The sequence below is a fragment of the Variovorax sp. PMC12 genome, from assembly GCF_003019815.1.
Lineage (GTDB): Bacteria > Pseudomonadota > Gammaproteobacteria > Burkholderiales > Burkholderiaceae_C > Variovorax.
Genome location: NZ_CP027774.1, coordinates 223,940 through 246,182, shown reverse-complemented (window position 1 = coordinate 246,182; position 22,243 = coordinate 223,940). Strand labels below are relative to the sequence as shown.

The window sequence follows — 22,243 nt, the reverse complement described above, 5'->3', positions numbered from 1 at the left end:
TCTTCTTTCTCTCCTGTTCCCGAACCGATCGGACATCCCGTGTACGCCACCGAAGTATTCGCCCGCTACGCCACCGAATTCCGCCAGGCCCGGCTGGACGACGAGGTGCTGCACCATGCCAAGCGCGCCGTGATCGACTGGCATGCCGCGCTGTTTCCCGGCCTGGACGTTGCGCCCATGCCGCAGCTTCGCGCGCTGCTTGCCGACGACCTCGACCGTGGCCGTGCGCGCCTGCCCGATGGCCGCCTGGCGCCGGCGCGTGCGGCGGCCCTGCTCAACGGCACGGCGGCCCATGCGGCCGAGGTGGACGACAGCTTCCGCGATGCCATGTACCACCCCGGCGCGGCCACCGTGGCGGCCGCGCTGGCCATCGCACAGGACCGGGGCGCCAGCGGCCTGGATTTCCTGCGCGGCGTGGTGCTCGGCTATGAGGTCTCGACGCGCATCGGCGTGGCGATGGGGCGGGCGCACTATCGCCATTGGCACAACACGGGCACGGTAGGCACCTTCGGCGCGGCCTCCGCCGCTGCCGGCCTGCTGGGGTTGCACGGCGCGCCTTTCGCCCATGCGCTGGCCACGGCCGCCACCTTCGCGGCGGGGCTGCAGCAGGCCTTTCGAATGGATTCGATGTCCAAGCCGCTGCATGCAGGGCGTGCCGCCGAAGGCGGCGTGCTCGCGGCGCAACTGGCCGCGCAGGGTGTGACGGGCTCGCTGGACGTGCTCGAGGGCGAAGCGGGCTTCGGCCGTGCCATGAGCGACGCGCCGGACTGGTCGGCGGTGGGCGACACGCTGGGGCGCGACTTCCACATCGCCCGGCTGACCTTCAAGAACCACATCGGCTGCGGCCATACCTTCGCTGCCATCGACGGTGCCCTGGAACTGGCGCGCCGGCACGGCCTGCGGGCCGCGGACGTCCGCGGCGTGCACGTGGCCACCTATGGTCCCGCGCTGGACATCGCCTGCCATGAAGATCCGCGCACCGAGAACGAGGCGCGCTTCAGCCTGCGCTTCGTGGTGGCCACGGCGCTGGTGCATGGCAGCGTGCGGCTCTCGGCGTACACGCCCGAGCGGCTGGCGGATGCCGACACGCGCGCGATGATGGCGCGCATCACGGCCGTGGTCGATCCTGAGATCGACGCCGCCTTCCCGGGCCGACGCTCGGCCCGGGTGGAGATCGAGACGATCGACGGCCAGCGCCACGCCTGGCTGCAACCCGACCGCAAGGGCGACCCCGAGCTGCCGCTGTCGGACGCGGAACTGGAAGACAAGCTGCTGGAACTGGCGGCGCCGGTGATCGGCACCGAGCGCGCGCGCACGCTGCTGCGCAACATCTGGTCGCTGGATCGGGCGGGCGACCTGCAGGGGCTGGCCGGCTGACGTCGCGCGGGCCGCCGCGGCGCTCGGGCGTCATGGCCGTCCCTAGAAGTCCGCGACCTTGCCCCACGCCGACGACAGGAATCGGTCCGGGTGATAGGGCCGTGGGTCGACGAGGGGCGCGGCGCCGCTGACGATGTCGGCGATCAGATGGCCCGCCCCGGGCCCGATGCCGAAGCCATGGCCGCTGAAGCCGGCCGCCAGCACCAGTCCGCGCAGGCTCGACATCTCGCCGATTCCCGGGACACCGTCAGGCGTGCTGTCCACATAGCCCGCCCAGGCGGCCGTGACAGGACTGCCCTCCAGTGCCGGCACGAGTTCCACCGCGCGCCTGTACGTCAGCTCGACCGCCGCCGCGTCCGCCTTCGGATCCAGAATGCGCATCCGCTCCATCGGGGTCGGCTTGTCGAGCCGCCAGCGGGACCAGCCTTCATGGCCCGAGCGCACGCCCTCCAGTCCGCCGGGCGCGAGGTTGCGCCACCTTCGCTGGAACATGGGCAGGAACTGCGGTGCGAAACGCAGAAGCTGCGGTGTCGGGTCCACCCGTCCTCGGCCGCTGACGGCCAGCGTATAGCCCCCGTCGACGCGCCGTGTCATGGAAACGCCGCTTGTGTGGAGTGCGGCCGGTATGTCTTTTTCGCCCGTGGCCACCGACAGCGCCGTCTGCCGGATCGCAGCCTGGGGAAACCGGATGCCGTACTGGCGGCAGAACGAGGATGCCCAGGCACCTCCGGCGAGTACCGCGACCTGTGTGCGGATCGATCCGTGCTCCGTGACCACTGCCGAGACCCGCCCGCCCTCTGTCTCCACGCCCCGCGCCGCGCAGCCCTGGTGCACCGTTGCGCCGAGTTTCAGGAGCGCCCGGGCCACCGCCGGGGCCGCGCGCGAAGGGTCCGCGGTGCCGTCGGTGGGAGCAAAGACGCCGCCCTTCCAAGGCTTGCCGGTGGCGCGGCCGCGCTGCGCCGCTTCTTGCGCACTCAGCATCTGGGTCTTCACGTCGACCGTGCGCGCGAACTCGCCCCAGCGGGCCCAGCCAGCCAGCTCCTGCTCGCTGTTGCTCAGATAGAGCAGACCGCATCGCTGAAAGCCGGTGACCTCACCGGTCTGCGCCGTGAATTGCTCCCACAGGTCCAGGCTCTTGGTGGCCATCGGCAACTCGCGGGCGTCCCGGTTCTGCTGGCGGCACCAGCCCCAGTTGCGGCTCGACTGTTCGGCGCCGACGCGGCCCTTTTCCACCAGCGCGACCTTCATGCCGCGCCTGGCCATGTAGTAGGCGGCGAAAACGCCGATGATGCCGCCGCCGATCACGACGACATCCGCGTGCGTCGGCAGGTCCGGGCTGGAGGCTACGGAAGATAGTGGTGCGGGCATTCTCGGAATATTCGTGAGCGGTCAGTGAAAGACTGCAGGCATGCTTGCCGTTCGTCGCCGGATGCTGAAGACGGGATCAATAGCCGACGACAGCCTTGGTCTCGAGGTATTCCTCGAATCCGTGGACGCCGTATTCGCGGCCGTTGCCGGACCTTTTGTAGCCGCCGAAAGGCGCGTGGCCGTTCCAGGCCGGATAGTTGATATGCACCTGGCCCGCGCGCAGCCGGGCCGCCACGCGGCGCGCGCGGTCGCGGTCGCCGGACTGCACGCTCGCACCGAGCCCGTAGACGGTGTCGTTGGCAATGGCGATGGCCTGCGCCTCGTCGCGGTAGGGCATGACCACCAGCACTGGGCCGAAGATTTCTTCGCTCGCCACGCGCATGGCGGGCGTGACATCGGAGAACACCGTCGGGCGCGCGAAATAGCCCCGGCCCAGCCCATCGGGCCTGCCCGGACCGCCGCAGACCAGCCTGGCGCCGTCCTCGATGCCGCTGGTGATCATTGCCTGGACCCTGGCGTATTGCGCCGCATTGGCAATCGGCCCCATCGAGGTCTTTTCGTTGCGCGGATCGCCGAGCGTGATGGCGGACACCGCCGCATGTGCCAGGGCTTCCACTTCGGCGAGCCTCGATTCGGGCACCAGCATGCGTGTGGGCGCGCTGCACGACTGGCCTGCGTTGCGCATGCCCGCCAGTACGCCCTTCGCGACGCCCTGCTCGAAATCGGCGTCGTCGAGAAAGAGGTTCGGCGATTTGCCGCCCAGTTCCTGCACCACGCGCTTGACCGTCACCGCGGCCGCCTGCGCCACGAGGACGCCGGCGCGCGTCGAGCCGGTGATGGAGATCATGTCGACGTCGGGGTGCGCCGCCAAGGCCGCGCCGACCACTTCCCCCGTGCCGCCGACCAGGTTGAAGACCCCGGCCGGCGCGCCGGCGTCGTGCATCACCTGCGCAAAGAGCTGGGCGCTGTAGGGCGACAGCTCGCTGGGCTTCAGGACCACCGTGCACCCCGCGGCAATCGCGGGCGCGACCTTGGCGGTGATCTGGTACAGCGGCCAGTTCCAGGGCGTGATCAGCGCGCACACCCCGATCGGCTCCTTCGAGATGGCGAAGCCGTCCTCGATGGAAAGAAACTTGTAGCGCCGCAGCACTTCCATCTGGGTGCGCACATGCGCGATCGCGAACGGCACATGGGCGGACCGCGCGAATCCGATGGGCGCGCCCATCTCCGTCACGATGGCCTGCGCGAACAACTCCGCGCGCTCTTCCAGCAGCGCCAGGACGTGGCCCAGCAGCGCCAGCCGTTCGTCGACCGTGCTTCGCGAGAAGGTTTCGAAAGCGCGCCGGGCTGCAGCGACGGCAAGGTCCACATCCGCCGTCGAGCCGGCCGCGACATGCCCGACGATCTCTTCGGAAAAGGGATTGACGACCGCGATCCTCGCGGCGTGGCTGCGTTCTTCCCAGCGTCCGTCGACATAGAACCGGGCGTCGTCCCCGCTGCGGTCGTCGGATGCCGTCATCGAGCTTCACTCCACGGGTAGCTCGACAGCTGCCCCTGGCATACGTACTTGATGTGCATGTAGTCCTCCAGGCCATGCACCGAGCCCTCGCGGCCGTAGCCCGATTCCTTCACGCCGCCGAAGGGCGCCGCCTCGGCGGCCAGGGCGCCTTCGTTGATGCCGACGATGCCCGACTCCAGCGCATCGGCCACGCGCCAGATGCGCCGCACGTCGGTCGAATAGAAGTACGCCGCGAGGCCGAAGGGCGTGTCGTTGGCGGCGGCGATCACGTCGGCCTCGCTCTCGAAGCGCGTGACCGGCACCACGGGCCCGAAGGTTTCCTCGCAGCTGCACTCCATCGTCGCGTCGGCATTCACCAGCACCGTGGGCGCGTAGTAGTTGGGGCCGTCGCGTCGCGCATCGCGCAGCCGCTTGCCGCCGACGACGACGCGCGCGCCCCGCGAGACGGCATCGTGCACGTGGCGCTCGATCTTCTCGACGGCGCGCGCGTTGATCATCGGACCGATCTGCGAGGACTCGTCGCTGGCAGGCCCGACGCGCAGCGCGCCGACCCGTGCCGCCAGCTTGTCCACGAACGCATCGTGCACGGCAGCCTGCACGAACACGCGGTTCGGGCACACGCAGGTCTGGCCGCCATTGCGGAACTTCGCGGCCATCAGGCCTTCCACCGCGGCGTCGAGGTCGGCGTCTTCGAACACGATGAAGGGGGCGTTGCCGCCGAGCTCGAGGGACAGTTTCTTCAGCGTGTCGGCCGACCGGCGGGCGAGGTGCTTGCCCACGGGCGTCGAGCCGGTGAACGTGATCTTGCGCACGCGCGAGTCGTCGAGCCAGGCATCGACGACTTCCGGCGTGCGTTCGCGCGAGGCGGTCACGATGTTGAGCACGCCCGGCGGCACGCCCGCTTCCTGTGCCAGCTTCACGAGCGCGAGCGAGGTCAGGGGCGTGTCTTCGGCCGGCTTGCACACCACGGTGCACCCGGCGGCGAGTGCCGGCGCGATCTTGCGCGCGATCATGGCCGCCGGAAAGTTCCACGGCGTGATCGCGGCGACCACGCCCACGGGCTCCCTCAGCGCGAGCATGCGGCGGGCCGTCACCGGCGCCGGGATCACCTCGCCGTTGGCGCGCGTCGCTTCTTCGGCGAACCATTCGATGTAGCTGGCCGCATAGGCCACCTCGCCGCGGCCCTCGGCCAGCGGCTTGCCCTGTTCGCGCGAGATCAGCCGTCCCAGGTCTTCCTGGCGGGCCATCACGAGGTCGTTCCAGCGCTTGAGGATCTGTGCGCGCTGCTTCGCGGGCACGGCGCGCCATGCGGGGAAGGCCGCATGCGCGGCATCGACCGCCGCGCGTGCATCGGCGGGCGTGCCGTCGGGCACGCTTGCGAAGACGCCGTCGGTCGCGGGGTCGGTGACGTCGAGGCGGCGCGCGTCGCTGGCTTCACGCCACTCGGCGCCGATGAGATGCCGCCCGGGCATCAGGTCTGCAGGTTGGAGTTCGGTGGTCATGGTTGAAAAGTCTTTCCTGGTTTCAGGCCGCCGCGACGCGCTCGGCGATCGCAAGGCCCACTTCGGTCGTGCTCGCGGAACCGCCGAGATCGCGCGTGCGCGGGCCGTCGCGCAGCACCGCCTCGATGGCTTCCAGGATCGCGTCGTGCGCGGCCCGCCCCGCGCCTTGGCCCTGTGTGAGGAAGTCCAGCATCAGCGCGCCGGACCAGATCATCGCGATCGGGTTGGCGATGTTCTGGCCGTAGATGTCGGGCGCGGAGCCGTGCACCGGCTCGAACAGCGACGGGAACCTGCGCTCCGGATTCAGGTTGGCCGAAGGCGCAAGGCCGATGGTGCCGGTGGTCGCGGGCCCGAGGTCGGAGAGGATGTCGCCGAACAGGTTGCTCGCCACCACCACGTCGAAGCGCGTGGGCTGCAGCACGAAGCGCGCCGACAGGATGTCGATGTGCTGCTTGTCGATCGTCAGCTCGGGGTAGTCGAGGCCGACCGCATCGGCGCGCTTGTCCCACCACGGCATGCTGATGGCGATGCCGTTGCTCTTGGTGGCCACCGTCAGGTGCTTGCGCCGGCGCGCGCGCGCCGTCTCGCAGGCAAAGCGCAGCACGCGGTCGGTGCCGTGCCGGGAGAACACCGACTCCTGGATCACGATCTCGCGCTCGGTGCCTTCGTACATGACGCCGCCGAGCGAGGTGTACTCGCCCTCGGTGTTCTCGCGCACCACGAGGTAGTCGATGTCGCCGGGCTTGCGGCCGGCCAGGGGGCAGGGCACGCCCTCGAAGAGGCGCACCGGACGCAGGTTGATGTACTGGTCGAATTCGCGGCGGAACTTCAGCAGCGACCCCCAGAGCGACACATGGTCGGGCACCGTCGCGGGCCAGCCGACGGCGCCGAAGTACAGCGCGTCCACCCCCTTGAGTTGCTCCTTCCAGTCGTCCGGCATCATCTGGCCGTGCGCCGCGTAGTGGTCGGCGCTCGCCCAGTCGATGGTGCGGCAGTCGAGTTCGAAGCCGAAGCGCTCCGCGGCGGCCTGCACCACGCGCAGGCCCTCGGGCATCACTTCCTTGCCGATGCCGTCGCCGGCGATCACCGCGATGCGGAAGGTGGGCGTCATTTCGGTCCTGCTCATGATGCGATGGCATGGGGGCGGTCCATGCGGTCCATGTCGTCGAGCCAGCCCTGGCGCAACTCCGGCACCGAGCGCGCCAGCACCTCGTAGTAAGGGTGGTGCGGGCCGCGGTCGTAGTCGGCGCGCGCCACCTGCGCGAGCTTGCGGCCGTGCTGCATCACGACGATCTCGTCGCACACGGCGCGCACCGTGTGCAGGTCGTGGCTGATGAAGAGATAGGACACGCCGAGCTCGCGCCTGAGCTCCGCGATCAGGTCGAGCACCGCGGCGCCGACCACCGTGTCGAGCGCGGAGGTCACTTCGTCGCAGAGGATCAGGTCGGGCTCGGCCGCCAGTGCGCGCGCGAGGTTCACGCGCTGCTTCTGCCCGCCCGAGAGGCCGCCGGGCAGGCGCCCGGCGACGGTCTGCGGCAGCTTCACCAGGTCGAGCAGTTCACGGATGCGCCGGCGCAGCGGCTCCCCGCGCAGGCCCTTGTAGAACTCCAGCGGCCGCGCCAGGATGCGCTCGATGGTCTGCGACGGGTTCAGCGCCGTGTCGGCCATCTGGAACACGATCTGGATGCGGCGCAGCTCGTCGCGTTCGCGCTGCTGCAGCGTCGGCTTCAGTTCGCGGCCGTGGAAGAGCACGCTGCCGCTGCTGGGTTTCAGCAGGCCCGCCACCGCGCGTGCCAGCGTGGTCTTGCCCGAGCCCGATTCGCCGATCACGCCGATCGCCTGGCCGCGGTAGAGCTTCAGGTCGATGTCCTGCAGGATCGGCTTGGCCGGGCGGCCCTGCGCGTCGGCCGGGCCGTAGCCGGCCGAGAGCTGGCGCACCTCGAGCAGCAGTTCGCGGCCGTCGTCCGTGGCACCGGCCGCAGCGCGCGTCTGCGGGCGTGCCGCGGCCAGCAGGCTGCGCGTGTAGTCGTCGGCCGGCGCGGCGAGGATCTGCCCCGTCGCGTTCATCTCGCGCATGCGGCCGTTGCGCAGCACCAGGATGTGGTCGGCCATCTGCGCCACCACAGCCAGGTCGTGGCTCACGTAGACGGCGGTGGCGCGGCGCTCGCGCACCACGCGGCGGAAGGCGCGCAGCACCTCGATCTGCGTGGTCACGTCCAGCGCCGTGGTCGGCTCGTCGAGGATCACGAGATCGGGGTCGCCGATCAGCGCCATCGCAGCCATCAGCCGCTGCAGCTGGCCGCCCGAGACCTGGTGCGGATAGCGCGCGCCGATGCCTTCCGGGTCGGGCAACGCCAGCTCGCGGAACAGCGCCACGGCCTTGGCCTGCGCCTCGGCCCGCTTGCACAGGCCGTGGATCACGGTGGGCTCGATCACCTGGTCCATGATCGTGCGCGAGGGGTTGAACGATGCGGCCGCGCTCTGCGCAATGTAGGAGACGGTACGCCCGCGCAGCGCGCGCTGCGCGCGGGCATCGAGCGACAGCACTTCCGTGTCGCCGATGCGCACCCGGCCGGCCGAGATGCTGCAGCCCTGGCGTGCATGGCCCATCAGCGCCAGCGCGGTGGTGGTCTTGCCCGAACCCGACTCGCCGATCAGCGCCAGCACCTCGCCGGGCTGTACCGAGAAGCTCAGGTCGTCGACCAGTGTGCTCGTGCCCGCGCGGATGCTCAGGCCCTCGACGGTGAGTGGTGCTCCCATCAGCGTTTCCCCATTTCGCGCGCGGCACGGCCGGGCAGGTTGTCGATCACCAGGTTGACCGAAATGGTCAGGCTCGCGATGGCCAGCGCCGGCACGATGACCGAGGCCCCGCCCATGGCCAGCGCGCCGATGTTCTCGCGCACCAGCGAGCCCCAGTCGGCCGCCGGCGGCTGGATGCCCAGGCCGAGGAAGCTCAGGCTCGCCAGCAGCAGCACGATGTAGACGAAGCGCAGGCCCAGGTCGGCCAGCATCGGGCCGACGATGTTGGGCAGGATCTCGCGCAGCATGATGTAGAGCGTGCCCTCGCCGCGTGCGCGCGCCACCGTCACGTAGTCGAGCGCGTTGATGTTGACGGCCAGCGAGCGCGCGATGCGGAAGGCGCCCGGCACGTAGATGATGGCCGCGGTGGCGACCAGCATCGGCACCGAGGAGCCGAAGCCCGCCACCATGATGAGCGCGAACATCTTGCTCGGGATCGCGGTCAGCGTGTCCAGGCCGCGGCTGAGCGTCGCGTCGAGCCAGCGGCCGCTGGCGGCGGCCAGCAGCGCCAGCGTGGTGCCGATGCCGCTCGCCACGAGCGTGGCGAGCAGCGCCACGCCGACCGTGTAGCGCGCGCCCTGGACCACGAGCGCCAGCATGTCGCGGCCGAGGTAGTCGGTGCCGAGCCAATGCGCCGCGCTGATCGGCATGAACACGTTCGAGGTGCCCGTGGCCTGCGTGCCGAACGAAAGCAGCCAGGGGCCGAAGGCCGCCGCGAACACCCAGAACAGCAGCACCGCGAGGCCGAGCAGGCCGGAGGCGCCAAAGGCGCCGAGCCAGCGCCTCGGGCCGCCCCGGCTTTCTTGCGCCACCGGCGCCAGGGAGGCCGTGGCGTTCACGGCGTTGGAAGTTGTGGACGTTTCCATGACGCTTCCTTCAGCGGTGCCGCAGCCGCGGGTTGGCGACGATGCCGCAGATGTCGGCGGCGGTCACCAGGATCAGGTAGGCGCTGCAGAAGATCATGGCGCAGGTCTGCACCAGCGGCATGTCGCGCTGCGAGACGCCGTCCACCATCAGCTTGGCGATGCCCGGGTAGTTGAAGATGGTCTCGACGATGATCACGCCGCCCAGCAGGTACGACAGGCTCAGCGCCACCGCATTGGCGATCGGCCCCACGGCGTTCGGCAGCGCGTGCGCCAGCACCGTGCGCATCGGCGAGGCGCCCTTGAGCCGCACCATCTCGATGTAGGGCGCCTCGAGCTGGTCGATCACGGCGGCGCGCGTCATGCGCATCATCTGCGCGACGATCACGCAGCACAGCACGAGCACCGGCATCGCGAAGGCCTGCAGCATCTGGCCGAGCGAATCGATGTCGCTGACGAAGGACAGCGCCGGCAGCCAGCGCAGCTTCACCGCGAACACCAGCACCGCCAGCGTGGCGACCAGGAACTCCGGCACCGACACCACCGCCACCGCCGAGGTGGAGGCCGCGCGGTCGAACCACGAGCCGCGCCATACCGCCGAGGCGATGCCCAGCGCGAGCGCGATGGGCACCGAGAACAGCGCGGTGACGGCGGCCAGCAGCAGCGAGTTGGGCAGGCGGCTGGCCACCAGTTGCGACACCGGCATCTGCGTGGTCGCCGAGCGGCCCAGGTCGCCCTTTGCCATGCCGAGCAGCCATTGCGCATAGCGCCTGGGCGCGGGAACGTCCAGGCCCATCTGCACGCGCAGCGCGGCGAGGGCTTCCGGCGTGGCGTCCTGCCCGAGTTGCTCCTCGGCCGCGTCGCCCGGCAGCACCGCCGTGATCGAGAACACGATCACCGACACCGCCAGAAGCGACAGCAGCGCCAGCGCAACGCGCTGCACCAAGAGCTTGAGGATCAGTCGATTCATCTCAGCAATCCCATTTCACTGGAGGCAGTAGCGCACCGACGCGGCCTGCGGAGCCAGGCCCCTTCGGGAAACACCGCGCAACCGGCTTTGCCGGGCCGCAGGTGTTGCCCCCGGAAGGGGGTTGGCGAAGCGACACGAAGTGCGCGAAGCCTGGGGGCGAGTCATGATTCAAGCCAGACGTTCTCGGCGAAGTTGTAGCCCATGAGGCCGCCCAGCGGAATCGGCGACAGCCCCTTGAGCTTGGCGCTGTGCCCGTCGATGCTCGCGAGGAACAGCGGAATGCCGATGCCCGCGTCCTGGTGGATCATGGTCTGCATGTCGGCGTACATCTGCTTGCGCTTGGCCAGGTCGGTCTCGGCGCGCGCGGCCAGCAGCAGCTGGTCGAATTTGTCGCTCTTCCAGCGCGACTCGTTCCAGGCAGCGCCCGACTGGAAGAACTGCGTGAGCAGCACGTCCGCACTCGGGCGCGGGTTGACGTTGCCGAAGCCCACCTGGCTGTTGAGCCAGTGGTTCGACCAGTAGCCGTCCGCCGGCATGCGCTTGATGTCGATCTCCAGGCCGGCGCGCTGGGCGGTCTGCTGCAGCAGCAAGGACATTTCCACCGAGTACAGCGCGGCGGGCGAGGCCACCATCGACACCTTGCCGGTGACACCCGATTTCTGCAGGTGGAACCTGGCCTTGTCGAGGTCGAAGGGGCGCTGCGGCAGGCCGGCGAAGTGGAAGCGGTTGGTCGGGTCGATCGGCTGGTCGTTGCCGACCACCGCGTAGTCGAGCGCGATGGTCTTCTTCATCTGTTCGCGGTCGAACAGGTGCTTCATGCCGAGCACGAAATCGGGGTTGGCGCCGGGGCCCACGTCCTTGCGCATCACCAGATCGGAATACTGGCCGGACTGGGTCACGAAGATGCCGAAGCCGGGCGTGCCCTTGACGCGCTCCACCGAGCGCGGATTGACCGAGGCCACCAGGTCCATGCCGCCCGACAGCAGCGCATTGACGCGCGCGCTCTCGTCGCCGATGCCGACGAACTCGATCTCGTCGAGGTACGGCTTGCCGGTCTTCCAGTAGGCCTCGTTGCGCACCACCAGCGAGCGGATGCCGGGCTTGAACTCCTTGAGCTTGTAGGGGCCGGTGCCGATGCCGGCGTTGAAGTCGGTGGTGCCGTCCTTGACGATCTGGAAGTGGAAGGTGCCCAGGATCACCGGCAGGTCGGCGTTGGGCGCGCTCAGCACGATCGTCACTTCATTCGCGCCCGTGGCCTTCACGCTCTCGATCTGGTCGGCCAGCACCTTGGCCTTGGAGGCGACGGCGGGCTCCTTGTGGCGCATCACCGAGAAGACCACGTCGGCGGGCGCGAGCGCCTTGCCGTCGTGGAAGGCGACACCCTTGCGCAGCGTGAACACCCAGGTCTTCGCGTCCTTCGTGGTGAAGGATTCGGCCAGCGCGGGCTGCGGCGCGAGGCTGCCGTCCAGCGAAGTCAGGCCGTTGTAGAGCATGTTGCAGCGCGAGTAGTCGGTCTGGTTCGACTGCTTGGCGGGGTCGAGCGTGTCGGTCGCGGCGGCCGTGGCGCCCGCCACCCGGATGCGGCCGCCGCGCCGCGGCGTCTGCGCGTGCGCCGACACCGCCATGCCCGCGAGGCTGCCGGCCAGCGTGGCCTGCATGCCGCCGGCCATCAGCATCGCCAGGATGTCGCGCCGGGAGGCACCGCGCTTGAGCGATGCCATGACACGAAGGCTTTCATCGGGGCCGACGAGGTTTTCGAAGCTCTTGTTGCTGCTGTCGCTCATGGTGGGTGCTCCTGGGAGGCCTTGGGTGGAAGAAAAGCGGAAACGAAAGAAAGAAGGGGGCGAAGGCAAGCCTCAGGCCAGCCTGTCCTTGAGCCGGTAGTAGAGGCCCACCGCCGGAAGGAACCACGGCGGGCCGAAGTGGCCGGGAATGGCGGGCCAGTCGCGGCCCTGCCACGGGTTGGCGCCCGCATCGCCGTTCATCACGGCGGCCATGCGATCGCCCATGTGCACCGACATCTGCGTGCCGTGGCCGCTGTAGCCCATGGCGTAGTAGAGGCCGTCGCGTTCGCCGGCGTGCGGCAGGCGGTCCTGCGTCATGTCGACCAGTCCGCCCCAGCAATAGTCGAGCCGCACCTCGCCGAGCTGTGGAAAGGTCTGGGCCAGCCCTGCGCGCAGGATCTCTCCGCTGGCGGCGTCCGACTGAGGGCTGGAGACCGCGAAGCGTGCGCGCCCGCCGAACACCAGCCGGTGGTCCGCCGTGAGCCGGAAGTAGTGGTGGATGTTCGCGATGGTCGTGTAGGTGCGCTGTCCCGCGAGCAGTGCCTGCGCGCGCTCCGCGCCCAGCGGCTCGGTGACGACGATGAAGCTGCCGATCGGCACGATGCGCCGGCGCAGCCAGCCGAAGCTGCCGTAGCCGCCATGGCGCGTCGCGCCCGTGGCCAGCAGCACCTGCTCGGCGGCGACCGTGCCGCGCGCTGTGTGCAGCCGGTGGGCGTGGCCCTGGCCCACCCGTTCGATGCGGCGCACTTCGGTGCCGGTGTGGATCTGCGCGCCGCAGCGCTGCGCTGCGGTGGCCAGCCCGTGCGCGAAGCGGCCCATGTGCATCTGGCCGCTGCGCTTGTAGAGCAGGCCGCCGTGGAAGCGATCGCTCTGCACTTCGGCGCGCACGCGTGCCGCGTCCAGGATCTCGATATCGTTGTCCACGCCATCGTCGAGCAGGCGCCGCGCGCTGTGCGCGAGCGCGCTCATCTGGTTCGCCCGCGTGGCGAGCTTGAGCTTGCCGTGGCGCATGAAGTCGCAGTCGATGGCTTCCTCGCGCACCAGCCGCGCCACGGTGTCGACCGCAGCGTCGTACGCGTGGTACCAGCCGCGTGCGCGTTCGACGCCCACCTTGGCGGCCACATCGGCGTAGTCGACCGCCAGCCCGTTGTTGACGTGCCCGCCGTTGCGCCCCGACGCTTCGGCCGCCACCCGCGTGCCGGCCTCGAGCACCGCGACGCGCGCGCCCCGCCTGGCCAGCGCCAGCGCCGCCGACAGGCCGGTGAAGCCGCCGCCGACGATGGCGACGTCGACCTGCGCCGGGAGCTCTCGCGCCTCGGGCACGAAGGCAGGTGCCGAATCGGTCCAGTAAGAGTCGAGCTTCATGGCTGGGGGCTGGTGCGGTGCAGAAGAAAGATCAGAGACCCACGACGCCTGGCAGGCCGCCGATGTCCTTGATTTCCGTGTAGCGGTACGCCGGATTGCCGGGCCCGTGGCCGCGGTTGACGAACACCTTGTTGACGATGCCCAGGTCGTCCGCCGACATCAGGTCGTAGCGCAGGCTGGACGAGACGTGCAGCACGTCTTCAGGGTTGCAGCCCAGCGAGTCGAGCATGTACTCGAAGGCCGTCAGGCGCGGCTTGTAGGCCTGTGCCTGCTGCGCGGTGTAGACGCGGTGGAAGGGCGCGCCCAGCGTCGCGACGTTCTTCTGGATCTGGTCGTCCGACGCGTTCGACAGGATCACCAGCGGAATTTCCTTGGCCACCTTGGCCAAGCCGGCGGGCACGTCGTCGTGCGGGCCCCAGGTGGGCACCGCGTCGTAGATCTTCTGCGCGTCGATGTCGAAGTACTGGATCTTCCATTTGCGGCACAGGCGCCGCACGGCGTTCTTCAGAACCACCTCGTAGGGCTGCCAGGCACCGAGCACCTCGTCGAAGCGGTAGGCCGCGAAGTCGGCAATGAACTGCGCCATGCGCTCGGCCGGAACGCGGTCGGCAAAGAGCTCGTGGGACATCTCCGCCATGCGGAAGCGGGTCAGCGTTCCGTAGCAGTCGAAAGTCACGTACTTGGGTTTGAAGGTCATGGTCTCTGGTCCTGTGTGTCGTTAGTTCGTCGGCCTGTTGGAACCGGTCGCCGGCCACTTCTTCAGACGGCAATTGCGACAAGCAAATTACGGATTGATTGCAGCACGCAGCCAGGCAGCAGTTGTACGGAAATACGTTGCCCGCCGCGATGAAGCTGCGGTTTGGAGGGCCGGCGACGGCATGCCATGCGGTCTGCCCTGCGCAGGTGCGGCGTGCACCTCGGTGCGCCGCTGATGCACGACGATGCGGCCGGCATCGGCCGGGAAGATCTGTCGCGTCTGGAAGGCTTGCATGGGCGTGTGATCGGTGGGACTGCGCAAGAGCGGCGGTCCATGCTAGGCAGGTTGGCGCAGCATTTGTATGCGTACAGCGGCGCCCCACCGCAGCGAATTGCAAAACCCGGGCGCTCGGCAGCCGAAGCTTGCAAGTTGCGTCGCGGGTCGCTTCCGGTCTGGCAACGCGCGCCGATGTCGTCCAAGATGGAAGGGAAATCCCTTTGCTGCGAGACCCTTCAATGCCTGACCAGACCCCGAATGCACCCGCCGGCGACGGCGTGGTGCTCAGACCGATGACCCCCTCCGACCTGCCGTCCGCGCAGGCGCTGACCGACCAGTTGCGCTGGCCGCACCGGCTGGCGGACTGGGAGCAGGTGTTCGCGCATGCGCAAGGCGTGGTGGCCGAGCGTGACGGCGAGATCGTCGGTTGCGCGCTGCGCTGGCTCTGGGGCGAGCGCCACGCAAGCCTGGGCCTCGTGGTCGTGACGCCGGCCTGCCAGGGCCGCCGCATCGGGCATCGCCTGATGAGCGCGGTGCTCGACGGCCTGGAAGACCGCACGGTGCTGCTGCACGCCACCGCCGAGGGGCGCGGCCTCTACGAGCGCCTGGGCTTCGTGCGCACGGGCGAGCTGCGCCAGCACCAGGGCCTCGCGCAGCCCGCGCCGCTGGTGGCCCTGCAGCCCGGCTGGCGACTGCGGCCCGCCGGTGTCCACGAGGCCGCCGCATTGCAGGCCCTGGACGCCGCGGCGCGCGGCATGCCGCGCGATGCACTGATCAAGGATCTGCTGGCCAGCGCCGACGCCTGCGTGGTGCTCGACCACGACAACGAACCGCGCGGCTTCGCGATGCTGCGCCGCTTCGGGCGCGGTCATTCGATCGGGCCGGTGGTCGCGCCCGATCTCGATGGCGCCAAGGCGCTGATCGCGCACCTCGCCAGCGTGAATGCCGGGCACTTCACGCGCATCGACATCGACTTCGACAGCGGGCTGGCCGAATGCCTGGAGAGCATCGGGCTGCTGCGCGTGGATGCGCCCACGACGATGGTGCGTGGTGCGCCTCTCGTGACGCCGCCCGGCGGGCCCTCGCTCTTCGCCGTCGTGACCCAGGCCGTGGGATGAGCGCGTGCTGTTCAGGGCGCGAGCGCGCCGACCGGGTACCAGCCTGAGCTGATCTCCTCATGAAAACCACCTTCCTCTACAAATCCGACCCGGCAAGAGGCCGCCTGTGGGCCGACGTGTTCCGCCGACGCGCGCCCGACATCGACTTCCGCATCTGGCCCGACATCGGCGATCCGGCACACGTGCGCTTTCTCGCGGCGTGGGAGCCGCCGGACGACCTGGCGACGCGCTTCCCCGATCTGCAGGTGCTGTTTTCTTCGGGCGCGGGCGTCGACCAGTTCGACTTCGCGTCGCTGCCACCTGCGCTGCCCGTGGTGCGCATGGTCGAGCCCGGCATCGTGCGCGGCATGGTCGAGTACGTGACGCATGCGGTGCTCGGCCTGCACCGCGACATGCCGCAATACCGGCGCCAGCAGCAGGAGGGCCTCTGGAAGCCGCTGACGGTGCGCCCTGCGAGCGAACGCCGCATCGGCGTGCTCGGGCTGGGCTCGCTCGGGCAGGCCGTGCTGGCACAGCTCGTGGCGCTGGGCTTCGACTGCGCGGGCTGGAGCCGTTCGCGCCATGCCGTCGACGGCGTGCAATGCCATGCCGGCGCGGACGAACTGCCGGCCTTCCTCGCGCGCACCGACATCCTCGTGTGCCTGCTGCCGCTGACCGATTCGACGCGCGGTTTTCTCGATGCGCGGCTGTTCTCGTTGCTGCCACCGGGCGCCGGACTGGTGCATGCGGGGCGCGGGCCGCAACTCGTGGATGCCGACCTCCTGGGCGCACTCGCCAGCGGACAGATCGGCGATGCGGTGCTCGACGTGACCGATCCCGAGCCGCTGCCGCCGGAGCACGACTTCTGGCGCCATCCGCGCATCCAGCTCACGCCCCACATCGCGAGCATGACGCAGCCATTGAGCGCGGCCGAAGTGGTGCTCGACAACCTTGCGCGCTTCGAGGCAGGCAAGCCGATGGTCGGGCTGGTCGACCGCGCGCGCGGGTACTGAGCGGAGGAATCGCAGGCCGCCGCACGATCTGCTGCATGCCGCATGCACAACCGCAGGCTGCTGCGTGCGGCACCCCCAAAGCAGCACCACCTTGCAGGGCGTGCCGCCTAAGCTGAGGGCATCGAAAGCTTCCTCCGCTCTCGCTCCTTCACAGCCCATGACGCACCCCACCGCACTGCCCCCACAAGCCGCGCTCGACGCCGTCGACCGCGCGCACCTCATCCACCCCGTCTCGCCCTGGCGCGTGCACGAGCAGCGCGGGCCCACCGTGCTGGCCTCGGGCCAGGGCGCCTGGCTCACCGACGGCAACGGCCACCAACTGCTCGACGCCTTCGCCGGCCTGTGGTGCGTGAACGTGGGCTACGGGCAGGAGAGCGTGGTGCAGGCCGCCACCGAGCAGATGCGCAAGCTGCCGTACGCGACCGGCTACTTCCACTTCAGCAGCGAGCCGGCCATCCGCCTGGCGCAGAAGCTGGTGCAGATCACGCCCGCGTCGCTGACCCGCGTGTACCTCACGCTGGGCGGCTCCGAGGCGGTCGATGCCGCGGTGCGCTTCATCGTGCAGTACTACAACGCGACCGGCCGGCCGTCGAAGAAGCATTTCATTTCGCTGGAGCGCGGCTACCACGGCTCGTCGTCCACCGGCGCAGGCCTCACGGCGCTGCCGGCCTTCCATCGCGGCTTCGACCTGCCGCTGCCCACGCAGCACTACATCGCGTCGCCCTATGCCTACCGCCATGCCGACGGCGCCGATCCGCAGGCACTGATTGCCTCGTCGGTCGCGGCGCTGCGCGCCAAGGTGGCCGAGCTGGGCGCGGACAACGTGGCGGCCTTCTTCTGCGAGCCCATCCAGGGCTCGGGCGGCGTCATCGTGCCGCCCAAGGGCTGGCTCAAGGCCATGCGCGAGGCCGCGCGCGAGCTGGACATCCTCTTCGTGGTCGACGAGGTGATCACCGGCTTCGGCCGCACCGGCCCCATGTTCGCCTGCGAGGCCGAAGGCGTGGAGCCCGACCTGATGACCATGGCCAAGGGCCTGACGGCCGGCTACGTGCCGATGGGCGCGACCATGATGTCCGAGAAGGTCTACGCCGGCATCGCCGACGGCGCGCCTGCGGGCGCATCCATCGGCCACGGCGCGACCTATTCGGCGCACCCGGTCGGCGCCGCTGTCGCGCTCGAGGTGCTGCGGCTCTACGAGGAAGGCGGCATCCTGGCCAACGGCCAGCGCGGCGCGGCGCATTTCTCGGCCGGGCTCGACGCGCTGCGCGCGCATCCGCTGGTGGGCGACGCACGCCACCGCGGCCTGCTGGGCGCGCTGGAGCTGGTGAGCGACAAGGCCAGCAAGCGCGGCTTCGATGCGGCGCTCGGGTTGTCCGACCGCATCTTCGCAGCCGGCTATCGCAACGGGCTGGTGTTCCGCTCCTTCGGCGATCACATCCTCGGCTTTGCGCCCGCGCTCACCTTCACGCAGGACGAGTTCGCGCAGCTGTTCGCGCGCCTGAAGAAGACGCTCGACGACGTGCTCGACGCGCCCGACGTCCGCGCTGCGCTGGCGACTTGAAAGGAGTGCCCCGGCATCGCGCCGACGAAGCAGAATCGAGGCCTCTTTCGCTTTTTTCAGGATTGCCATGTCTGAAGCTTTCAAGATCGACCGACTTGACCTGCGCATCCTGGCCCAGTTGCAGAAGAACGGGCGCATGACCAACGTCGACCTGGCCGACGCGGTGGGGTTGTCGCCCAGCCCCTGCCTGATCCGGGTGAAGCGACTGGAGCAGGCCGGCTACATCGCTGGCTACGGCGCGCACCTGCGGCTCGAAAAACTCGGCGACACGCTGACCGTGTTCACCGAGGTCACCCTGTCGGACCACCACCGCGAGGATTTCGTGCGCTTCGAGGCCGCGATCCGCGAGGTCGACGAGGTGCTCGAATGCCATCTGGTCAGTGGCGGCTACGACTACCTGCTGCGCTTCCTCACCCGTGGTGTGAACCACTACCAGGAAGTGATCGAGGGGCTGCTCGAACGCAACATCGGTATCGCGAAGTACTTCAGCTACATCGTCATCAAGTCGCCGTTCATCAAGACGCACTGTCCGATCGAACGGCTCTTTCCCCACGAGCGCTGACCAGCGCCTGCGCGATGCAGGCGACGGCCGTGGTGCTCAATGCCCGGCTTCGACCGCATCGGCCAGTTCGGCCAGCGTGTGGAAGTGGTAGTCGGGCACGGTGTGCTTCGACTCGATGGTGCCGCCCGAACCTTTCTGCGCATGACGGCGCTCGATCCAGCAGGTCGTGATGCCCAATTGCTTTGAAATGCCGATGTCGTGGTACTGGCTCTGTGCCACGTGCAGGTTGTCGGCCTGCCTGAAGCCCCAGGCGCCTTCGAAGCGGCCGCGTGCATAGGCGAAATAGCGCGCATCGGGCTTCTCGCACAGCGCGTCGTCGCAGCTCAGCAGCATGTCGAAGGGCGAGCCCAGCGTCTTGTCGAAATGCGCCAGTGCCCAGGCCTGCGCATTGGTCATCGTCACCAGCTTGAAGCGCTTGCCGAGCCGCTTCAGCGCTTCCACCGCATCGGGGAAGGCCGGCCATTGCGAGACCGACTCGCGCAGGCCCTGGGCAATGGCGTCGTCATCGGGCAGGCCCAGCGCGGGGGCAACGGCGTGCCAGCAGCGCGCCAGGTCGTCGGGATACCAGCCGGCGTTGCCGTCGGCGCGTGCGCGCCGGTAGGCGGCGAGGAAGTCGTCGTCGCTCACCCGGGCATCGGGCACCACGCTGCGCAGATAGGCGAGCATGCCGCCCTCGAAATCGATCAGCGTGCCGACGACGTCGAAGGTGAGGACCTTGAAATCTTTCAGGGACATGGAACAGCTCCAGGAAGGAAGTGGGATGGCTTCGTCGAGCATAGGTCCGCCACCGGGAGCACGGTCCTGAACTGGGGTTGCGCCGCGGCACAGGATGTCGTTGTCGGCGGCCCTCCAGCATCTTCTTGCGCAAAGGGTGAATGGCCCGGCGGCCTGCCGCCTCGGGGCAGTCGCAATCAACCGGCCTCGGGATCGCGAGGCAGCCCGCCATTTGCCCGACGAGCGAGCATCGAACGAAGCTTGCACGATGCCATTCCGACGTTGGCGGCGTCCTTCAATGCATCCTGAAGCCTGGGCAGCAGATCGGGAACGGAACCGAGCGCAGATCGGGCGGCCGGCTCAAGCACCGAACTGCGCTCCAGCGTGCTTGGCCGCAATGCGTGATCGAGCTCGCAGACGACTTGCGCCAGAGCGTTGCCGAGTGGCGCGGGGCCGGCGCTCGCCCATGCAATGTGAGTGAAAGCCGCGCGTTCGAGAGATGCGACATCAGGTCGTAGGCCGCTGCCAGCCACAGTGTCAGTTCCGCGGCGGGGAGCCGAACGGAAGCCGGTTCCGCCAGGGTTCGCGACTGGGTTGCCCCGATCGCGCGGATCGCGTCGTATGCGCGTTGCCGGGTGAATCTTGGCAAGCCTGGAGATGCTTCGTCCAGCTTCAGGATCTCCGAGGCGTAGGCGCGGATGGCCTCATGTGCCTGGCGTAGATCGTTCGACAGGCGGCGTCTCTCCCAGCTGGGCAATGCGTAGCTCGCGGCCCATCCGACGAGGGCGCCGATCACGCTGTCGGCGACCCGCTCCAGGATGCTGAAGTCGGTGCCGTGCGCGACGAGATGCGCCTGCAGGACCGCCATCACGGCGGCCGCGGCGGCGGTGACCGAGTAGCGCACACCCAGGTATGCGTGGGCAACACCCGCAGCGACCAGAAAGCACAAGGTCAGAAAGAGCGTCGAGGAGCTCCACGCCAGAAGCGCCACCACCACACACCCCGACAACGTACCCCACACGCGGGCATTGCGTCGCACGAGCGTCTGCGCCAGACTGCCTTGCATCACGACCGTGACACTCAGAAGTACCCACTGCGGATGCGCAGTCCAGGGCAGGAGCCGGCAGATGGCGTAGGCCGATCCGGCAGCCAAGGCGGTCCTCACCGCGTACCTGAACGTGGGAGAGTCGGGCCGCAGTTGCGTCCAGATGGCAGCCCATCGCCACGCGTCAGGCGCGATGTAGCGGCGAAGGTCCGAGCGCCGACACGGCAGCCGGGGCTGCTCGATGGCGGTGTGCATTGCCTGTATCGCCCGAACGTGGGCGAACTGGCTTCGAAGGATCTCGGCGACGACCCGTCGCGCGTCATCGCGTCCATCGCGGGCTCGCGCCTCCAGCGCATCGAGAAGGCGCCCGATCTGTCGTTCCACCGTCGCGTCGAGCGGCTGCAGCCTGGCGGTTCGGACATGCTGCGCGACACCATCCATAGCAAGCGCCATGTGCTGGAGCACGTCGGCAAAAATCAGTCGCTCCTGCAACGAGGCGGCGCCATGCCGGACAAGCGCCGTGTCGATCTTTCCGGCAATGGCGAGATCGCGCAGGTCCGTCAATCGCAGAAGAACGCAGGTTTGCAGGTGCGCCGCAGGCCCGTCGGTGTTCGCGAAGATCAGATCCCGCGCGGCTTGCATCTGCTCGGCAAGCTTCGCTTCCTGGCGCACGACCTGTTCCTGCACCTGCAGATCGGCGGGATCGCGCGTGCGCGCCGCGAGTGCACGAAGAAGACCGGCCATGTCCTGCACGACGGACGCCAGCGCCAGTCTTCGCCAGGTCGGTTGCAGGAGATGCGCGGTGAGGACAGCCCAGATCCAATAGCCTATGGCGCCGACCAGCCCCCAGGCGGCGGAATCGAACGTCAGGCCTTGCGACGCGGGAACGGACATCGCGAAGACGAGTGACATGGTGGTCGCAAAAGAAACCGTCCCGGCCTTCGGTCCCCAGGCTTGGAGGAGCATGGCAGCGAACACGATCAGAACGACGGTCGGGATCACGATCGCTTCGCAGGGCCTGACTGCCAGGAACAACGTTGCGCAGACGGTACTGGCGATGACTGCCGCCAGCACGCGCCGTGCCACGCGGTCCGTGGTGGTCACGACGTCGGCCAGGCTGGCACAGACGCCCGTTGCAATCGCGGCTTGCGCCGCATGGGCACCTGCCATCAGCAGTATGGAGCCTTGCACGAGCATCAGCCCTGATGCGACAGTCAAGCCGTTGACCACCCAGGCCGGCATCCGGAGTAACGCCCGAAGCGGAAGATGAATGCGACGTGCGCGGGGCGCGGAAGCGGGGACAGCGCTCATGATCGGCCTCGTCACCTTGAGCCGGCGTTCAACGCGCCAAGCACTTCGGCTGCAATGGCGGAGGCGCTGATGGCCGAGGGGAATCCTCCGTAGAAGGCCAGGTGTGTGATGAGCGCCGATATCTGTGGCTTCTCCAACCCGTTGTCGATGGCGCGCCGCAGATGTGCCGGCAGTTCCTCCGGCCGGTGCAGAACGATCAGTGCGGCGAGCGTCGCGAGACTGCGCTCTCTCGCAGAAAGGCGATCATCCGCCCACACTTGCGAGAACAGTGGATCTTCGACGAGCGCCGAAAGTTCAGGCGTGAAGGCGCGTGCCGTCTCGCGCGGCGACTGGTTGTGGTTGTCGCTTTTCATGAGCTTGCATGAAGGGTGTTGTGCGCGCGGCCGAGACGTCGGACGCGGAAGCAGCGACACCGCGCGG

At 69.0% G+C, this 22,243-nt stretch carries 19 protein-coding genes; 5 read left to right on the top strand and 14 right to left on the bottom strand.

What is annotated here, in order from left to right; translation table 11 throughout:
• Positions 1–39: 39 nt before the first annotated feature.
• Positions 40–1,377: an MmgE/PrpD family protein gene (locus C4F17_RS28620; protein ID WP_106937878.1), complete on the top strand. Its 1,338-nt coding sequence runs from the start codon at positions 40–42 to the stop codon at positions 1,375–1,377.
• A gap of 42 nt (positions 1,378–1,419) precedes the next feature.
• Here the strand turns inward: C4F17_RS28620 and C4F17_RS28615 are convergent, their stop codons facing one another.
• The 11 genes from C4F17_RS28615 to C4F17_RS33000 form a co-directional block, all read right to left on the bottom strand.
• Positions 1,420–2,745, bottom strand: coding sequence for an NAD(P)/FAD-dependent oxidoreductase (locus C4F17_RS28615; RefSeq protein WP_106937877.1), 1,326 nt, complete (start codon positions 2,743–2,745; stop codon positions 1,420–1,422).
• 76 nt (positions 2,746–2,821) lie between these two features.
• A complete protein-coding gene (locus C4F17_RS28610) occupies positions 2,822–4,264 on the bottom strand; it encodes an aldehyde dehydrogenase family protein (RefSeq protein WP_106937876.1) in 1,443 nt (480 codons plus the stop codon).
• The gene (locus tag C4F17_RS28605) at positions 4,261–5,766 is read right to left on the bottom strand and encodes an NAD-dependent succinate-semialdehyde dehydrogenase (RefSeq protein WP_106937875.1); all 1,506 of its coding nucleotides are present in this window, start codon (positions 5,764–5,766) and stop codon (positions 4,261–4,263) included. The genes C4F17_RS28610 and C4F17_RS28605 overlap by 4 nt, the downstream gene beginning before the upstream one ends.
• Positions 5,767–5,788: 22 nt before the next feature.
• Complete coding sequence (locus tag C4F17_RS28600) at positions 5,789–6,877, bottom strand: tartrate dehydrogenase (RefSeq protein WP_106937874.1); 1,089 nt, start codon at positions 6,875–6,877, stop codon at positions 5,789–5,791.
• Positions 6,878–6,888: 11 nt separating this feature from the next.
• Positions 6,889–8,526, bottom strand: a complete 1,638-nt coding sequence (locus C4F17_RS28595; protein ID WP_106937873.1) for an ABC transporter ATP-binding protein — start codon at positions 8,524–8,526, stop codon at positions 6,889–6,891.
• Positions 8,526–9,431 carry an ABC transporter permease gene (locus C4F17_RS28590; protein ID WP_106937872.1) on the bottom strand — a complete coding sequence of 302 codons (906 nt, stop codon included), beginning with the start codon at positions 9,429–9,431 and terminating at the stop codon, positions 8,526–8,528. Before C4F17_RS28590 ends, C4F17_RS28595 begins: the two co-directional genes overlap by 1 nt.
• Positions 9,432–9,441: 10 nt before the next feature.
• Complete coding sequence (locus C4F17_RS28585) at positions 9,442–10,398, bottom strand: ABC transporter permease (protein WP_081270968.1); 957 nt, start codon at positions 10,396–10,398, stop codon at positions 9,442–9,444.
• A gap of 161 nt (positions 10,399–10,559) precedes the next feature.
• Positions 10,560–12,182 carry an ABC transporter substrate-binding protein gene (locus C4F17_RS28580; RefSeq protein WP_106937871.1) on the bottom strand — a complete coding sequence of 541 codons (1,623 nt, stop codon included), beginning with the start codon at positions 12,180–12,182 and terminating at the stop codon, positions 10,560–10,562.
• A gap of 72 nt (positions 12,183–12,254) precedes the next feature.
• Positions 12,255–13,547, bottom strand: coding sequence for an NAD(P)/FAD-dependent oxidoreductase (locus C4F17_RS28575; RefSeq protein ID WP_081270966.1), 1,293 nt, complete (start codon positions 13,545–13,547; stop codon positions 12,255–12,257).
• A 31-nt stretch (positions 13,548–13,578) separates the two neighbouring features.
• Positions 13,579–14,244: a haloacid dehalogenase type II gene (locus C4F17_RS28570; protein WP_081270965.1), complete on the bottom strand. Its 666-nt coding sequence runs from the start codon at positions 14,242–14,244 to the stop codon at positions 13,579–13,581.
• A gap of 87 nt (positions 14,245–14,331) precedes the next feature.
• Positions 14,332–14,538 (bottom strand): hypothetical protein, encoded by a 207-nt coding sequence (locus tag C4F17_RS33000; protein ID WP_159053766.1) that lies wholly within the window; start codon positions 14,536–14,538, stop codon positions 14,332–14,334.
• A gap of 221 nt (positions 14,539–14,759) precedes the next feature.
• On the opposite strand from C4F17_RS33000, the gene C4F17_RS28565 reads away from it, so the two are divergent.
• The 4 genes from C4F17_RS28565 (at position 14,760) to C4F17_RS28550 (ending at position 18,753) form a co-directional block, all read left to right on the top strand.
• The gene (locus C4F17_RS28565) at positions 14,760–15,638 is read left to right on the top strand and encodes a GNAT family N-acetyltransferase (RefSeq protein ID WP_106937870.1); all 879 of its coding nucleotides are present in this window, start codon (positions 14,760–14,762) and stop codon (positions 15,636–15,638) included.
• A gap of 59 nt (positions 15,639–15,697) precedes the next feature.
• The gene (locus C4F17_RS28560) at positions 15,698–16,630 is read left to right on the top strand and encodes a 2-hydroxyacid dehydrogenase (RefSeq protein ID WP_106937869.1); all 933 of its coding nucleotides are present in this window, start codon (positions 15,698–15,700) and stop codon (positions 16,628–16,630) included.
• 157 nt (positions 16,631–16,787) lie between these two features.
• Positions 16,788–18,191: an aspartate aminotransferase family protein gene (locus C4F17_RS28555; protein WP_106937868.1), complete on the top strand. Its 1,404-nt coding sequence runs from the start codon at positions 16,788–16,790 to the stop codon at positions 18,189–18,191.
• 67 nt (positions 18,192–18,258) lie between these two features.
• A complete protein-coding gene (locus C4F17_RS28550) occupies positions 18,259–18,753 on the top strand; it encodes an Lrp/AsnC family transcriptional regulator (protein ID WP_007828485.1) in 495 nt (164 codons plus the stop codon).
• Between the two features lie 36 nt (positions 18,754–18,789).
• On the opposite strand, the gene C4F17_RS28545 is transcribed toward C4F17_RS28550, so the two are convergent.
• The 3 genes from C4F17_RS28545 to C4F17_RS28535 all read right to left on the bottom strand — a co-directional run bounded on the left by C4F17_RS28545 (position 18,790) and on the right by C4F17_RS28535 (position 22,176).
• Positions 18,790–19,488 carry an HAD-IA family hydrolase gene (locus tag C4F17_RS28545; RefSeq protein WP_106937867.1) on the bottom strand — a complete coding sequence of 233 codons (699 nt, stop codon included), beginning with the start codon at positions 19,486–19,488 and terminating at the stop codon, positions 18,790–18,792.
• A 274-nt stretch (positions 19,489–19,762) separates the two neighbouring features.
• Positions 19,763–21,823, bottom strand: coding sequence for an FUSC family protein (locus C4F17_RS28540; RefSeq protein ID WP_159053765.1), 2,061 nt, complete (start codon positions 21,821–21,823; stop codon positions 19,763–19,765).
• 11 nt (positions 21,824–21,834) lie between these two features.
• On the bottom strand, positions 21,835–22,176 hold the full coding sequence (locus C4F17_RS28535) for a carboxymuconolactone decarboxylase family protein (protein WP_081270958.1): 342 nt from the start codon (positions 22,174–22,176) through the stop codon (positions 21,835–21,837).
• Positions 22,177–22,243 lie beyond the last annotated feature (67 nt).

What these genes read in the sequence shown, in the direction of transcription:
- C4F17_RS28615 (WP_106937877.1), bottom strand. Translation starts at nt 2,745, where the DNA reads ATGCCCGCACCACTATCTTCCGTAGCCTCCAGCCCGGACCTGCCGACG.
- C4F17_RS28610 (WP_106937876.1), bottom strand. Translation starts at nt 4,264, where the DNA reads ATGACGGCATCCGACGACCGCAGCGGGGACGACGCCCGGTTCTATGTC.
- C4F17_RS28605 (WP_106937875.1), bottom strand. Translation starts at nt 5,766, where the DNA reads ATGACCACCGAACTCCAACCTGCAGACCTGATGCCCGGGCGGCATCTC.
- C4F17_RS28600 (WP_106937874.1), bottom strand. Translation starts at nt 6,877, where the DNA reads ATGACGCCCACCTTCCGCATCGCGGTGATCGCCGGCGACGGCATCGGC.
- C4F17_RS28595 (WP_106937873.1), bottom strand. Translation starts at nt 8,526, where the DNA reads ATGGGAGCACCACTCACCGTCGAGGGCCTGAGCATCCGCGCGGGCACG.
- C4F17_RS28590 (WP_106937872.1), bottom strand. Translation starts at nt 9,431, where the DNA reads ATGGAAACGTCCACAACTTCCAACGCCGTGAACGCCACGGCCTCCCTG.
- C4F17_RS28585 (WP_081270968.1), bottom strand. Translation starts at nt 10,398, where the DNA reads ATGAATCGACTGATCCTCAAGCTCTTGGTGCAGCGCGTTGCGCTGGCG.
- C4F17_RS28580 (WP_106937871.1), bottom strand. Translation starts at nt 12,182, where the DNA reads ATGAGCGACAGCAGCAACAAGAGCTTCGAAAACCTCGTCGGCCCCGAT.
- C4F17_RS28575 (WP_081270966.1), bottom strand. Translation starts at nt 13,547, where the DNA reads ATGAAGCTCGACTCTTACTGGACCGATTCGGCACCTGCCTTCGTGCCC.
- C4F17_RS28570 (WP_081270965.1), bottom strand. Translation starts at nt 14,244, where the DNA reads ATGACCTTCAAACCCAAGTACGTGACTTTCGACTGCTACGGAACGCTG.
- C4F17_RS33000 (WP_159053766.1), bottom strand. Translation starts at nt 14,538, where the DNA reads ATGCAAGCCTTCCAGACGCGACAGATCTTCCCGGCCGATGCCGGCCGC.
- C4F17_RS28565 (WP_106937870.1), top strand. Translation starts at nt 14,760, where the DNA reads ATGCCTGACCAGACCCCGAATGCACCCGCCGGCGACGGCGTGGTGCTC.
- C4F17_RS28560 (WP_106937869.1), top strand. Translation starts at nt 15,698, where the DNA reads ATGAAAACCACCTTCCTCTACAAATCCGACCCGGCAAGAGGCCGCCTG.
- C4F17_RS28555 (WP_106937868.1), top strand. Translation starts at nt 16,788, where the DNA reads ATGACGCACCCCACCGCACTGCCCCCACAAGCCGCGCTCGACGCCGTC.
- C4F17_RS28550 (WP_007828485.1), top strand. Translation starts at nt 18,259, where the DNA reads ATGTCTGAAGCTTTCAAGATCGACCGACTTGACCTGCGCATCCTGGCC.
- C4F17_RS28545 (WP_106937867.1), bottom strand. Translation starts at nt 19,488, where the DNA reads ATGTCCCTGAAAGATTTCAAGGTCCTCACCTTCGACGTCGTCGGCACG.
- C4F17_RS28540 (WP_159053765.1), bottom strand. Translation starts at nt 21,823, where the DNA reads ATGAGCGCTGTCCCCGCTTCCGCGCCCCGCGCACGTCGCATTCATCTT.
- C4F17_RS28535 (WP_081270958.1), bottom strand. Translation starts at nt 22,176, where the DNA reads ATGAAAAGCGACAACCACAACCAGTCGCCGCGCGAGACGGCACGCGCC.